Origin of the sequence: Streptomyces sp. NPDC019937, assembly GCF_040631655.1 — a bacterium.
Taxonomy (GTDB): domain Bacteria; phylum Actinomycetota; class Actinomycetes; order Streptomycetales; family Streptomycetaceae; genus Streptomyces.
On sequence record NZ_JBEYAL010000058.1, the window covers coordinates 1 to 12,745 of the forward strand.

General features: G+C 73.0%; 13 protein-coding genes. 8 read left to right on the forward strand and 5 right to left on the reverse strand.

The window, feature by feature from the left end; translation table 11 throughout:
* Window positions 1-274 precede the first annotated feature (274 nt).
* The 4 genes from ABZ562_RS37295 to ABZ562_RS37310 all read left to right on the forward strand — a co-directional run bounded on the left by ABZ562_RS37295 (window position 275) and on the right by ABZ562_RS37310 (window position 5,070).
* Window positions 275-1,330 carry an NAD(+)/NADH kinase gene (locus ABZ562_RS37295; protein WP_361488772.1) on the forward strand — a complete coding sequence of 352 codons (1,056 nt, stop codon included), beginning with the start codon at window positions 275-277 and terminating at the stop codon, window positions 1,328-1,330.
* A 61-nt stretch (window positions 1,331-1,391) separates the two neighbouring features.
* On the forward strand, window positions 1,392-1,982 hold the full coding sequence (locus tag ABZ562_RS37300; protein ID WP_361488775.1) for a 2Fe-2S iron-sulfur cluster-binding protein: 591 nt from the start codon (window positions 1,392-1,394) through the stop codon (window positions 1,980-1,982).
* On the forward strand, window positions 1,979-2,974 hold the full coding sequence (locus ABZ562_RS37305; RefSeq protein ID WP_361488778.1) for an FAD binding domain-containing protein: 996 nt from the start codon (window positions 1,979-1,981) through the stop codon (window positions 2,972-2,974). Before ABZ562_RS37300 ends, ABZ562_RS37305 begins: the two co-directional genes overlap by 4 nt.
* Window positions 2,971-5,070: a xanthine dehydrogenase family protein molybdopterin-binding subunit gene (locus ABZ562_RS37310; RefSeq protein ID WP_361488781.1), complete on the forward strand. Its 2,100-nt coding sequence runs from the start codon at window positions 2,971-2,973 to the stop codon at window positions 5,068-5,070. The genes ABZ562_RS37305 and ABZ562_RS37310 overlap by 4 nt, the downstream gene beginning before the upstream one ends.
* A gap of 136 nt (window positions 5,071-5,206) precedes the next feature.
* Here the strand turns inward: ABZ562_RS37310 and ABZ562_RS37315 are convergent, their stop codons facing one another.
* Complete coding sequence (locus ABZ562_RS37315) at window positions 5,207-6,361, reverse strand: S1 family peptidase (RefSeq protein ID WP_361488784.1); 1,155 nt, start codon at window positions 6,359-6,361, stop codon at window positions 5,207-5,209.
* 236 nt (window positions 6,362-6,597) lie between these two features.
* Between ABZ562_RS37315 and ABZ562_RS37320 the strand changes: the two genes are divergently transcribed.
* Window positions 6,598-6,843 carry a hypothetical protein gene (locus ABZ562_RS37320; RefSeq protein WP_361488786.1) on the forward strand — a complete coding sequence of 82 codons (246 nt, stop codon included), beginning with the start codon at window positions 6,598-6,600 and terminating at the stop codon, window positions 6,841-6,843.
* An 18-nt stretch (window positions 6,844-6,861) separates the two neighbouring features.
* Complete coding sequence (locus tag ABZ562_RS37325; RefSeq protein WP_361488789.1) at window positions 6,862-7,230, forward strand: hypothetical protein; 369 nt, start codon at window positions 6,862-6,864, stop codon at window positions 7,228-7,230.
* Here ABZ562_RS37325 and ABZ562_RS37330 read toward each other — a convergent pair whose 3' ends face one another.
* From ABZ562_RS37330 to ABZ562_RS37340, 3 genes are all read right to left on the reverse strand, one after another.
* Window positions 7,231-8,331, reverse strand: a complete 1,101-nt coding sequence (locus ABZ562_RS37330) for an acyltransferase family protein (protein ID WP_361488792.1) — start codon at window positions 8,329-8,331, stop codon at window positions 7,231-7,233.
* A 168-nt stretch (window positions 8,332-8,499) separates the two neighbouring features.
* Entirely contained in the window at window positions 8,500-9,210 is a 711-nt protein-coding gene (dhaL, locus tag ABZ562_RS37335) for a dihydroxyacetone kinase subunit DhaL (RefSeq protein ID WP_361488795.1), read from the reverse strand.
* A 34-nt stretch (window positions 9,211-9,244) separates the two neighbouring features.
* The gene (locus ABZ562_RS37340; protein WP_361488798.1) at window positions 9,245-10,243 is read right to left on the reverse strand and encodes a dihydroxyacetone kinase subunit DhaK; all 999 of its coding nucleotides are present in this window, start codon (window positions 10,241-10,243) and stop codon (window positions 9,245-9,247) included.
* Between the two features lie 237 nt (window positions 10,244-10,480).
* Here ABZ562_RS37340 and ABZ562_RS37345 point away from each other — a divergent pair, with 237 nt between their 5' ends.
* On the forward strand, window positions 10,481-11,485 hold the full coding sequence (locus ABZ562_RS37345; RefSeq protein WP_361488801.1) for a 1-aminocyclopropane-1-carboxylate deaminase: 1,005 nt from the start codon (window positions 10,481-10,483) through the stop codon (window positions 11,483-11,485).
* A gap of 95 nt (window positions 11,486-11,580) precedes the next feature.
* Complete coding sequence (locus tag ABZ562_RS37350) at window positions 11,581-12,360, forward strand: SDR family oxidoreductase (protein WP_361488804.1); 780 nt, start codon at window positions 11,581-11,583, stop codon at window positions 12,358-12,360.
* Between the two features lie 32 nt (window positions 12,361-12,392).
* Here ABZ562_RS37350 and ABZ562_RS37355 read toward each other — a convergent pair whose 3' ends face one another.
* On the reverse strand, window positions 12,393-12,716 hold the full coding sequence (locus ABZ562_RS37355) for a plasmid stabilization protein (RefSeq protein ID WP_361488806.1): 324 nt from the start codon (window positions 12,714-12,716) through the stop codon (window positions 12,393-12,395).
* Window positions 12,717-12,745 lie beyond the last annotated feature (29 nt).

The following is a 12,745-nucleotide window of genomic DNA, read 5'->3' on the forward strand; positions in this document are numbered from 1 at the left end:
GTCGTGTGGATCATGCCGGGCTCCCGACGCCGCTGTGACATCAGCCGCTGCCGCGGCGGGCGGCACCTCGCGGCCCCGCGCTCGTCGCACGCAGCCCCGCTGCGCTCTCCTCACGCGGGTTGCGGGGCTCCCCCAGCTACCGCTGGGAGGTGCCCCCTGCACCAGACGCCGCTCGCTGATCCCGCCTGATCCACACGACACCCCCCTAGATCAGCCCCGTGATCCGCCCGCTGCCGGGCGCCGTGCGCCGGGGCGCTCTACGGTGGGGAGGAGGATGCCTGTCAACCGGCTCGGCCTGGTCGTCCACCAGGCCCGCCCCGCCGCCGTCGCGGCGGCCCGTGCCGCGCACTCCTGGGCCGCAGCGCGGGACATCTCCTGCACCGAGATCGACGTGTGGCGCGGGGGCCATCCCCGGGGCAGCGCGCGGGAGGAGTCCGCCTCGGCCGGGCATCCCGATCTGATCGTCACCTTCGGCGGTGACGGCACGTTCCTGCGCGGGGCCCGCATCGCCGCCACGGACGGTGCGGCGGCGCTGGGGGTGAACGTGGGCCGGGTCGGCTTCCTCACCGAGATCACCCCCGACGACCTGCGACCTGCCCTGGACGCGGTGCAGGCGGGCCGCACCACGGTCGAGGAGCGCATGATGCTCACGCTGCGCGCGTCGCGGCCGCTGGACATGCCTGCCGGGATGGACGCGCTGCTGCGGTACGGACGCGGGCCGGTGCTGCCCGCGCCGAAGATCCGGCCCGGCAGCCCCGAAGAGGTCGGCTGGGGCGTCGCACTGGATGTCACCGCCCTCAACGACGTGGTGTTCGAGAAGCTGGCCCGCGACCGCCAGGCCGGACTGGCGGTCTATGTGTCCGGGCAGTTGCTCGCCTCGTACTCGGCCGACGCCATCATCGTGGCCACCCCCACCGGCTCCACCGCCTACAGCTTCGCCGCGGGCGGCCCCGTCGTCTCCCCGCACATGGACGCGGTGCTCTTCACCCCCGTCGCCCCGCACATCGCCTTCGACCGCAGCGTGGTGGCCGCGGTGGACGAGGCCGTCGCGATCCGGGTGCTGCCGCACTCCGGGCGGGTGGCGGTCTCCATCGACGGGCAGCTGCGCGGGGTGCTGGAGCCGGGCGACTGGGTGGCGGCGTACCGGGCCCCGGCCCGGCTGCGGCTGGTACGGATGCGGCCCGCCGAGTTCTACCACCGGCTGCGCGACCGCTTCCGGCTCGCCGACTCGCCCGCCGCCGACCAGGCCCCGCCGTTCTACCGGCCCCGCAGCCCGGTCCCCGACGACCTCGCCCATCTGCGGCTGCCCCCGCCACCGGGCGCCGGGTGACCGGGCTCGCGGGCGCGCGCGGTGGCGCGGGGTGAAGATGCGGGGCCCCGAACCCGGTGTCATGGTGAGGGTTGTGACAGCTCAGAGGTTTCACACCGATCTCACGCTGCGTGTCAACGGCGCCGACCGGCCCCTCACCCTCGACAACCGGGTGACCCTGCTGGACGCCCTGCGCGAACACCTCGCGCTGACCGGCACCAAGAAGGGCTGCGACCACGGCCAGTGCGGCGCCTGCACGGTCCTGGTCGACGGCGAACGGGTGAACAGCTGCCTGGTGTTCGCCGTGACCGCCGCCGGCCACGACATCACCACCATCGAGGGCGTCGCGGACCTCGCCGCCACGGAGGATCTGCACCCGCTCCAGCAGGCGTTCCTGGAACACGACGGCTTCCAGTGCGGCTACTGCACCCCGGGCCAGATCTGCTCGGCCATCGGCGCGTTCGCCGAGGCGGCCCGCGGCTGGCCCAGCCACGTCACCGAGGACGTGGCCGCCGGTGTCCGCGCGCCCGACGCCCTGGACGACGACGAGATCCGGGAGCGGATGAGCGGCAACCTGTGCCGCTGCGGGGCGTATCGCGGCATCGTGGACGCCATCCGTGAGGCCGCCGGGGCGGACGGCGCGGGCGTGCCGGTCCGGGGCGGTGTGCGATGAAACCCTTCGCGTATCAGCGCGCCACCCGCCCCGAGGCCGCCGCCTCCCTCGTCGCGGACTCCGCCGAGGCGGTGTACCTGGCCGGGGGCACCAACCTGGTCGACCTGATGAAGCTCGGCGTCACCGAGCCCGCCATGGTCGTCGACATCACGGGACTGCCGTACGATCGCGTCGAGCACCGGCCCGACGGCGGGGTGCTCATCGGGGCCCTGGTGCCGGGCAGCCGGCTCTCCGGCGACCTCGGCATCCGGACCCGCTTCCCCGCCCTCGCGCAGGCGCTGCTGGCCGGGGCCTCCGGACAGCTCCGGACCCGCGCGACCACCGGCGGCAATCTGCTCCAGCGCACCCGCTGCGTGTACTTCCAGGACATCACCAAGCCCTGCAACAAGCGGTCCCCGGGGACGGGCTGTTCGGCGATCCGGGGCAGCCACCGCGACCTCGCCGTGATCGGCACCTCCGACGCCTGCGTGGCCACCAACCCCTCCGACATGGCGGTGGCCCTGGCCGCGCTCGACGCCGTCGTCCACCTGCGGCGCGCCGATGGCGGCCCGCGCACCGTGCCGCTCGCCGACTTCTATCTCCTGCCCGGCGACACCCCGCACCGGGAGACGGTGCTCCAGCCCGGTGACCTCATCACCGGCGTCGAGCTGCCCCCGCCGCCGCCCGGCGCCATGCGCTACCGCAAGGTGCGCGACCGCTGGTCCTACGCGTTCGCCGTGGTGTCCCTCGCCGCCGTGGCCGCCACCGACGGCCGGGGAGCGCTGCGGGAGATCCGGCTCGCGCTCGGCGGGGTGGCGCCCAAGCCATGGCGCGCGCACACGGCCGAGCGGCTGCTGACCGGGCAGCGGCCGACCGAGGACGCGCTGCGCACCGCGGCGCTGGCCGAATTCGCCTCGGCACGCCCGCTGCCGGACAACGCCTTCAAGATCGGCCTCGCCGCGGACCTCATCACGGCCACCGTGCGCGACCTCGTGGCAGGGGAGGGGCGATGACCACCCTCGAACGGGCCGTGGGCGCCGGGGTGACCCGCGTCGAAGGGCGCGAGAAGGTCACCGGCACCGCGCTCTACGCGTACGAATACCCGGTACCGGACGCCCTGTACGCCGTGGCGGTGCAGTCCACCATCGCCCGCGGCCGGGTGCGCTCCGTCGACGCCGGGTCCGCGTCGGCCCTGCCCGGGGTCGTCGCCGTGCTGGACAGCGGCAGTGTGCCGCGGCTGCACCCGACCGACGACCCGGAGCTGTCCGTCCTGCAGTCCGCCGAGGTCGCCTACCGCGGGCAGATCGTGGCGGCCGTGGTCGCGGACAGCTATGAGACGGCGCGTCAGGCCGCGGCCGCGGTACGCGTCGGTTACGCGGAGGAGCCGCACGACGTCGAACTCCGCGACGGCGATCCGCACATCTTCGTCCCCGAGACCGTCAACGCCGGATACGTGGGCCGGACGGAGCAGGGAGACGTGGACACCGCCCTGGCCACCGCTCCGGTCTCCATCGACGCCACGTACACCACACCGCCCGAGCACACCTGCGCGATGGAACCGCACGCCACCATCGCGGTCTGGGACGGCGACACGCTGACCCTCTACAACGGCGATCAGGGGCCCTGGGTGACGGCGAACACGCTCGCCGCCCTGTTCGGGCTCCCCGAGGGCGCCGTACGGATCGTGGCGGACCACGTGGGCGGCGGGTTCGGCTCCAAGGCGCTGCCCCGCCCGCCCACGGTGCTCGCCGCGCTGGCCGCGCGGGCGGTCGGCCGCCCGGTGAAGGTGGCGGCGACCCGGCAGCAGATGTTCACCATGGTCTCGTACCGGACCCCCACCGTGCAGCGGGTCCGGCTGGGCGCCGAGCGCGACGGCCGGCTCACCGCGATCTCGCACAACGCGCTCCAGCAGAGTTCCCGGCTCGCCCCGTACTGCGAGCAGACCGTCGTCGCCACCCGCATGATGTACGCGGCGCCCCACCGCCGCACCATCCACCGCCTGGCACAGCTCGACGTGCCCACGCCGTCGTGGATGCGGGCGCCCGGCGAGTCCCCGGGGATGTACGCGCTGGAGAGCGCGATGGACGAGCTGGCGTACGCGCTGAAGATGGACCCGATCGAGCTGCGGGTGGTCAACGAGCCGTCCGTGGACCCCGAGTCGGGGAACGCCTTCAGCAGCCGCAACCTGGTCGCCTGTCTGCGCGAGGGCGCGGCCCGGTTCGGCTGGGCGGGGCGCGACCCCCGCCCCGGCCGCCGCCGCGAGGGGCGGTGGCTGGTGGGCACCGGCGTCGCGGCGGGCACCTACCCCGCCCACACCTGGCCCGCCACCGCGACCGCCCGCGCGGAGCCCGACGGGCGCTTCACGGTGAGGATCGCCGCCGTCGACATCGGCACCGGCGCCCGTACCGCGCTGACCCAGGTGGCCGCCGACGCACTCGGCGTGGCGCTGGACCGGGTCACCCTGGACATCGGCCGCAGCTCCTACGGCTCGGCCCCCTTCGCGGGCGGCTCCATGGGCACCAGCTCCTGGGGGTGGGCGGTGAGCAAGGTGTGCCGGGAGCTGGCCAAGCGGCTCGGCGACCTGGCCGGCCAGGTCCCGCCCGGCGGGCTGGAGGCGCACGCGGACACCACCGCGGACGTCCGGGCGCGGAAGGACCTCGCGCGCCACGCCTACGGCGCCCAGTTCGCGGAGGTGCGGGTGGACGCGGACACCGGGCAGGTGCGGGTCGACCGGCTGCTGGGGATGTTCGCCGCCGGGCGCATCATCAACGCCCGCACCGCCCGCTCGCAGCTGCGCGGCGGCATGTGCATGGGGCTGTCGGCGGCACTGTACGAGAACCTCGAACTCGACCCCGACTTCGGCGACTTCGCCAACCACGACCTCGCCACCTACCATGTGGCGGCCCACGCCGATGTGCGTGATGTCGAGGCGTACTGGATCGACGAGGAGGACGACCAGCTCAGCCCGATCGGCGCCAAGGGCGTCGGGGAGCTGGGCATCGTCGGGACGGCCGCGGCCGTCGCCAACGCCGTCCACCACGCGACGGGGGTACGGGTGCGCGACCTGCCGATCACCCTGGAGCGGGTGCGCGCCGGCCGGACGCCGTGACCTGACACACCAAGGGACCTGACACACCAGGGAACCTGACACACTGGAGGGGGCTGACAACGCCCCCGCCCGGGTGTCCCGCGGTAACGGCGCGGGACACCCGGAGCGTGAGGGCCGGATGCGGGGCGGTACGGCCTTACTGGGCCGCGCCGCCACCGGCTCCGGCGTCACCGATCGTGGCGCCGACCGCCTCCAGCGCGGTGGTCACCGGCTGGAAGAACGTCTCACCGCCCGCGGTGCAGTCGCCGCTGCCGCCGGAGGTCAGGCCGATGGCCTTGCCGTCCTCGGTGAAGAGGGAGCCGCCGCTGTCGCCGGGCTCGGCGCAGACGTCGGTCTGGATGAGCCCGCTGACCGAGCCCTCGGCGTAGTTGACGGTCGCGTTGAGACCGGTGACCGAGCCGCCGTTCAGTCCGGTGGTGCTGCCCATGCGCTGCACCTCCTGGCCCACCGACGCCTCGGCCGCCTCGGTGATGTTCACCGTCTTGCCGTCGCCGGTGTTGACCGTGCTCGGGGCATCGGTGGCGGTGTCGTCGTACGTGGCGAGCGCGAAGTCACCGGTGCCGGGGAAGGTGGCGTCCTTGACCGTGGCGACCGGGGCGCCGTCCTGCGTCTCCGACCACTCCTCGGCCGCGACACCGCAGTGGCCGGCGGTCAGGAAGCCCGGGTCGCCGCTGTCGGTGGTGACGTTGAAGCCCAGGGAGCAGCGCGAACCGCCGCCGAAGATGGCGTCACCGCCCGCGGCGAAGGTCTTGAACGTGCCCGCGGAGCGCTTGACGTCGGCCATGTCCGCGCCCAGCGACTTGACGGTGGACTGGAGGGTGTCCCACTTCGCGCCCTTGACGGTGCTGTCCGCCGTGACCTGGAGCTTGTTGGTCTTGGGGTTGATGGCCCAGGCGGTGCCCGCCATGGTGGCCTTCTCCTTCAGTGTCGCCTCGGCGGCCTTCAGCGACTTCATGCTGTTCTTGGCGTCCTTGGCGACGGCCCCGGCGCTCTTGACCGCGGCGACATCGACATTGTTGTTGTCGCCGATGACATTGACGATGACCTGCTGCTGGTCCTTGTCGTACCAGGCGCCGCCGAACGCCTCGCCCAGGCTCGACGCGAGCTGCGAGATCACGTCCGAAGCGGACTCGGCGTTGAACGCCTTGGGCTTGGCGTCGAGGGCCTCGGACTTCTTGTCCTGCGAGGCGTTGGCGTTGGGCAGCAGAATGGCCGCGCCCGCTACGGCGGCGGCCGCGGCGGCCCCGATGACGATCTTTGTCTTGGGGGCGCGCTTGTGACTCCGGCTCAACTTGTGACCTCCTGTGGGGCGCACGGGGTCGTACGCAGGGGACGGGGTTCGCTACGGAGGTTCATACGCATGGGCCGCTGATTGTGTTCAGCCCCCTTCCGCCGCCACGCGGTGACGGGGCTCACACCGTGCGACGTGGAGCGGCAATGCCTGCATTGGTGTCCCTATGCGGGGTACCGGCCGTCCTGTGTCCCTTTCCGTCCAACGGGACCCGCCGCAAGAGAGAGGAGCGAACCGTGAGTGACGAGCGACCGGAAGCCCCCGGGGAACACCCTCCCGTCATCCCCAGGGACCTGCCCGACCAGCAGGCGCAGGGCGGTCCGGACCCGCTGGACATCACCAGCGGCACACCGGACTCCGCTCCGCCCCACAGCCCGGAAGACGTCCCCGACCTGGACGAACCCGGCACCCGTCGGCGCGGAAAGCCGCACAGCGGAGGCGTGCACCCCGAGCAGCCGGTGCCCGACGAGCCCTCCGGATGAAGAGGAAGGTATTCACGAATGGCCAGTCAGGAACGCTCAGCCACTCAGGTCGTGGTAGCCCTCAACGGACACTCCAAGGAGGATGCCGACACCGTGTTCGGCGTGCTCCGCGCCTGCTACCCCTCCGGCCCGGCCTCCGGCGCCCCGCCGCGCGAGGAGGCCGACGGGCACCCCACGGTGTGGAGCGCGACCTTCGAGGTGGCCGGTGTGCGGCAGGAGCCCACTCCCACCCCCTTGGGGGCGCCGCTCACCGCCGATCTCCAGGGCGGCCCCCGCCAGGTGGAGCAGCTGCGCGACGTCCTGGCCACCGCCTTCGTCGTACGCGACGAGGGCCGGATGGCCGGTGACCAGGAGCGTGAACTGCGTCTGCGGCTGGAGAGCCGCTGACTACGCCGAGTTCTCCGCGCGCCGGGTGCCGGACTTCTCGTACCCGGCGCGCCGGAACGCCCACTCCATGCGTGGCTCCACCACCGCGCGGAAGACCCGCCGCACCGGCGCCGTGCACAGCAGCGTGATCATGGTGACGGCGGCGGCGGTCACCGCCAGCTCGCCCAGCGGGGTGTGCAGCCACGGGTGGTCGTACCACCCGCCGAAGCGGGACGACTTGATGATGAAGCCGTGCAGCAGATAGCCGTACATCGTCCCCGCGCCGAGCACCGTGAACCAGGTGCGCCGCCCCGGCACCCAGGCCAGGAAGCACGCCGTCAGCACCAGCGCCCCCACGAAGAGGATGGGCGTGGAGAGCAGCCCGGCCCACTCCGGCACGCCGTCCAGGGCCGCGACGCTCTTGCGGTGGTAGAACCACTCCGAGTTGAACCACGGCGCCACCACGTACGCCGTGATCAGCGCCACGATCCCGACCGGCAGCGCGATCCACCGCGCCCGCCAGGTGCGCAGCCGGGCGAAGTGTTCCGGGCGGAGAGTGAGCCCGAGCACGAAGAACGGCAGGAACGCCAGGGTCCGCTGGAGCGACAGATCGCCGCCGGTCTCCGGCGAGAGCGAGCCGAGCGCGGCCACGGCCAGCGCGACCGGCACCGGATGGCGCAGGGCCAGCCACAGCGGGGTGGTGATCCGCCAGATGAACAGCGCGACCAGGAACCACATCACGTACCACGGGTCGAGCAGACTGAACGGTTCATCCGGGTTGTCCAGTACCCAGCGGGAGAAGAGGGTGTACGCGACCTCGAAGACGACGTACGGCACGACCACGCCGGTCACCAGCCGCCGCAGCCGCTTCGGCGCCATGTCGAAGCTGCGGGAGAAGTAGCCCGATATCAGCGCGAAGGCGGGCATGTGGAACGCGTACACCAGCAGGTAGATGGCCATGGAGGCCCGGCTGCCGTACGTCAGTGGTTCCCATGCGTGGCCGCAGGCCACCAGCACGATGGTGAGGTACTTCGCGTTGTCGAAGTACGCGTCACGGGCCTTGCCCGGCGCCGCGCCCTCACCCCGTGCCGGTCGTTCCGCCGTGGGGCGCGGGGTTGTCACACGGGTGGGGGTGTCCTGGTGCACTGCTTCTCCCGGTCACCTTCGATCGAGCCAGCGAGGTTTCCTTTTCGCCTGCCCGACGTGGCCCCGCTCATGACCGTTCACGTTAGTGGCGAATGACACCCCACATTCGCGGAACTGTCCGGATTCGATGAAGATCCCTAAAGCTCAGTATTCGGCGCCCCGGTGCTCCGGAAGTCTGCTAACGGTGGTCAGCTCGCCGTCGGCGGAGGCGAACAGCAGCGCCACGGCCAGGGCGCCCGGGTCGGGGACGCCGACGGAGTGGTCCCCGGTGTAACTGGCCCGCCCGCGCCGGGCCCGCAGATAGGCGGTGGCCCGCGCGCCGCGATGGGCTGCCACCGCGGCGAGCCGCAGCGAGCGGGCCGGGTCGGCGGTCGTCGGGCAGTCGGCGAGCGCCTTCGCGGCCGGGAGAAGGGCGTCGATCATGGTCTTGTCGCCGACCTCGGCCTCCCCGACCCGCTGGATCGCGGCCGTCCCGGCGGCGACCCCGGCGGCCAGTTCGCCGGTGCCGGGCGGGGTGGGGGCGGCCGTGGCGACCGCGTCGGCCAACTCCTGGAAGAGCAGGCCGAACAGCGGGCCGCTGGTGCCGCCGACCTCGTCGAGGAAGACCCGGGCGGCGGCGGCGAGCGGTGTCACCGCGGTGTCCTCGCCGACCGATGGGGTGGCCGACAGGCCGTCCAGGGCGCGCCGCACCCCGTCCATCCCGGTGGCCAGGTTGGCGCCGAAGTCACCGTCGCCCGCCTGCTGGTCGAGGGCGGTCAGCTCGGGCTCGACGGACCGTACGGTGGCGGCGAAACGCGTCAGCCAGGCGGTGACGGTGGCGCGGGTCAGGGACCGCGGAGCGGGGTTCATGGTCATGGTGCGGGGGCTCCTTGCTGCGGGCGGTCGGGGGTCACAGGGGCCAGGCCGCGGTCCGGGCGGGGGCGTCCCACAGCCGCAGCACCTCGTCGTCGGTGGCGAGCAGGGAAAGCGAGAAGCCACGCATGTCGAGGGCGCTGACGAAGGTGCCGGTCAGGGACCGGTCGAGGGCGGTGCCCCGGGCGTCGAGGGCCTTGGCGAGGATGTGGTGGATCCCGTACAGCTCCAGGGAGGTGACCGACCCCAGGCCGTTGACCAGCGCGAGGACCCGCGGCCGGGGGCCGTGGGGGAGCGCGGCCAGCAGCCGGTCCGTCATGGTTTCGACCAGCTTGCTGAGCGGCGCGTGCGGCACGGTCTTGTCGGCGCGCTCACCGTGGATGCCCACGCCGAACTCCAGCACGTCCTCGGGCAGGTCGAAGGCCGGCGTCCCGGAGGCGGGGGTGGTGTGCGCGGCGGAGGCGACGGCGAGGCTGCGGGAGCGGCGGGTCAGGTCGACGCCGAGCGCCACCAGCTCGTCCAGGCCGCGTCCCTCGTCGGCGGCGGCGCCGAGGATCTTCTCCACGATCAGGGTGGCGCCGGTGCCGCGCCGGCCGACGGCGATCTCGTCGGAGTCGGTGGCGAGGTCGTCGTCGATCAGCACCCGCTCGCAGCGGATGCCCTCGTGGTGGAGGCGTTCGGCGGCGATGCCGAAGTTGATGCGGTCACCCGTGTAGTTCTTGACCAGGTGCAGGACGCCGTCGTCCCCGGCGACGGCACGACTGGCCTCGAAGATCTGCCGGTTGTGCGGCGAGGCGAAGATCCGGCCGGGGCAGGCGGCGTCCAGCATCCCGGCGCCGACGAACCCGGCGTGCAGCGGCTCATGGCCGGACCCGCCGCCGGAGACCAGCCCGACCCGGCGGGCGGGCGAGGTGGCACGGGCGCGGAAGTACCCGTGGCCGGGATGGTGTTCGACGAGGGTGGCGTGGGCGGTGGCGAAACCGGCGTGCGCGTCGGGGACCAGTGATTCGGACGAGTCGGCGAAATACAGCGGCATGGTCGCGGCTCCCCTGGAGGAGTGGGACGGACAGGGGCACTCGCACCGATGGTCCGCCGCGCCCCTGGACTCGTCGCGCCGACCGACCCCGAACGGAGTACACGCATAGGCCGGTCGTGCGACGGGGTAGGGCTGCTCACTGACCACCGCGAACACACCACGACACCCATCCGGCAGCCACCACGACCCCCACCGCACGACACGCACCGCGCACGCCCCGGCCCCAAGGAGCCCGTCATGTCCCTCGACGACTTCGACCGCCACCCCCTGCTCTTCGGTCCCAGCCCCGTCCACCCCCTCGACCGCCTCAGCGACCACCTGGGAGGGCCCCACATCTGGGCCAAGCGCGAGGACTGCAACAGCGGGCTGGCCTTCGGCGGCAACAAGACCCGCAAGCTGGAATACCTGGTGCCCGACGCGCTGCGGCAGGGCGCCGACACGCTGGTGAGCATCGGCGGAGTGCAGTCCAACCACACCCGCCAGGTCGCCGCCGTGGCGGCCCGGCTGGGGCTGAAGGCCGTCCTGGTGCAGGAGAGCTGGGTGGACTGGCCCGACGCCGTCAACGACAAGGTCGGCAACATCCTGCTGTCCCGCATCATGGGGGCGCGGGTCCAGCTGGTCGACGCCGGATTCGGCATCGGGTTCAAGGACAGCTGGACCCACGCGCTGGACGAGGTGCGCGCCGCGGGAGGCACGCCGTACCCGATCCCGGCCGGTGCCTCCGACCACCCACTGGGCGGGCTGGGCTTCGCCAACTGGGCGTACGAGGTCGAGCGGCAGGAGCGCGAGCTGGGCGTGTTCTTCGACACCATCGTGGTGTGCAGCGTCACCGGCTCCACCCAGGCCGGGATGATCGCGGGCTTCGCGGGCCAGGACCGCCCCCGCCGGGTGCTGGGCATCGACGGCTCCGCGAAACCGGCCGAGACCCACGCCCAGGTGGAGAAGATCGCGCGGAACACCGCCGAGCTGATCGGACTCGGCCGGGAGCTGCGCGACGAGGAGATCACCCTGCTGGAGGGCTGGGCCGGAGACGCCTACGGCGTCCCGGTGGACTCCACCCTCGACGCCATCCGCCTCACCGGCGGTCTGGAGGGCGTGATCCTCGACCCGGTCTACGAGGGCAAGTCCATGGCCGGGCTCATCGATCTCGTACGCCACGGCGAGATCCCCAAGGACTCCACGGTGCTGTACGCACACCTCGGGGGCCAGCCCGCGCTCAACGCGTACAGCGGCGCCTTCTAGCGACTGCGCCCAGGAAGGTACGGCGGCGGGCGGTCAACCGCCGCCGAGCGGGTACCCGGGCCCGTGGACCATTCGCAGGACCACGAGGAGCACACGTGACGGAGACGAACACCGGTGACGGTGGCGCCCCGCTGACCGGATGCGTGGCGCTGGTGACCGGCGCCTCCAGCGGCATCGGGGCGGCCACCGCCCGCCTGCTGGCCCGGCAGGGCGCCGATGTCGCGCTGGTCGCCCGCCGTACCGACCGGCTGGAGGAGCTGGCCTCCGGCATCCGGGACCTCGGCCGCGCCTGTGTGCCGCTGACCGCCGACCTGCGGGACGCGGCCCGGGCGCGGCGTTGCGTCGACGAGGCGGCCGAGCGGTTCGGGCGGCTGGACGTGCTGGTGAACAGCGCCGGGTTCGTGGCGGCCGCCGGGGTCGAGGAGAGCGACCCGGAGAACTGGGAGCGCATGGTCGACCTCAACCTCAAGGCCGTCCTGCACACCGCGCAGCAGGCGCTGCCGCATCTGCTGCGCGCGGCGGCGGGGGGCCCGCGCCAGGTCGCCGACCTGGTGACCATCAGCTCGGTCGCGGGCCGGGTCGCGCGGCCGCGCAACAGCGTCTATTCGGCGACCAAGCACGCGGTCGGCGCGTTCAGCGAGGCGCTGCGCCAGGAGGTGACCGGGCGCGCCGTGCGGGTGGGGCTGGTCGAGCCCGGCATGACGACCACCGAGATGACCGACGACCCCACGACCGGGACCGTCGCCCGCGGGATGCCACGCGAGGACTGGCTGCGCGCCGAGGACGTCGCCCGCTCCATCGGCTTCATGGTCACCCAGCCCGCGCACGCCGCCGTCAACGAGATCCTGGTGCGCCCCACGGCCCAGGAACACTGATCCGTCAGTGTCCCCGGGCCGGTTTCCCCGGTCTACTTCCCCAGGGCCTTCTTCAGCTGGGACTTGTTCATCTGGGACCGGCCCTCGACGTTCCGGCGCTTGGCCTCGGCGTAGAGCTGATCCCGCGTGGGGCCCTCCGCCCCGGTGTGCGACCGTTTGCCGCCGCGCCGCGAGGACGACATGTCCTGGGTGGAGGTACGGCTCGCGCTCCGGGCCTCCCCGGAGCGGGCGCGCTCCTTGTTGACCGTGCGCGCGGCCATCTCCTTGGCCCGGCGCTCGCTCGCGCCGCGCTCTTCCGCGCTCTCCTTGATGTGTTCGTACTGTCTCTCCCGCTTGGAGCTCGATCCCCTGGGCATGGTGTGCACCTTCTCTCCAGAGACAAGCA

Bases quoted from the DNA above. Each gene is read 5' to 3' on its own strand.
- ABZ562_RS37305 (WP_361488778.1), top strand. From the start codon at position 1,979: ATGAAACCCTTCGCGTATCAGCGCGCCACCCGCCCCGAGGCCGCCGCC.
- ABZ562_RS37345 (WP_361488801.1), top strand. From the start codon at position 10,481: ATGTCCCTCGACGACTTCGACCGCCACCCCCTGCTCTTCGGTCCCAGC.
- ABZ562_RS37310 (WP_361488781.1), top strand. From the start codon at position 2,971: ATGACCACCCTCGAACGGGCCGTGGGCGCCGGGGTGACCCGCGTCGAA.
- ABZ562_RS37355 (WP_361488806.1), bottom strand. From the start codon at position 12,716: ATGCCCAGGGGATCGAGCTCCAAGCGGGAGAGACAGTACGAACACATC.
- dhaL (WP_361488795.1), bottom strand. From the start codon at position 9,210: ATGACCATGAACCCCGCTCCGCGGTCCCTGACCCGCGCCACCGTCACC.
- ABZ562_RS37340 (WP_361488798.1), bottom strand. From the start codon at position 10,243: ATGCCGCTGTATTTCGCCGACTCGTCCGAATCACTGGTCCCCGACGCG.
- ABZ562_RS37295 (WP_361488772.1), top strand. From the start codon at position 275: ATGCCTGTCAACCGGCTCGGCCTGGTCGTCCACCAGGCCCGCCCCGCC.
- ABZ562_RS37300 (WP_361488775.1), top strand. From the start codon at position 1,392: ATGGTGAGGGTTGTGACAGCTCAGAGGTTTCACACCGATCTCACGCTG.
- ABZ562_RS37325 (WP_361488789.1), top strand. From the start codon at position 6,862: ATGGCCAGTCAGGAACGCTCAGCCACTCAGGTCGTGGTAGCCCTCAAC.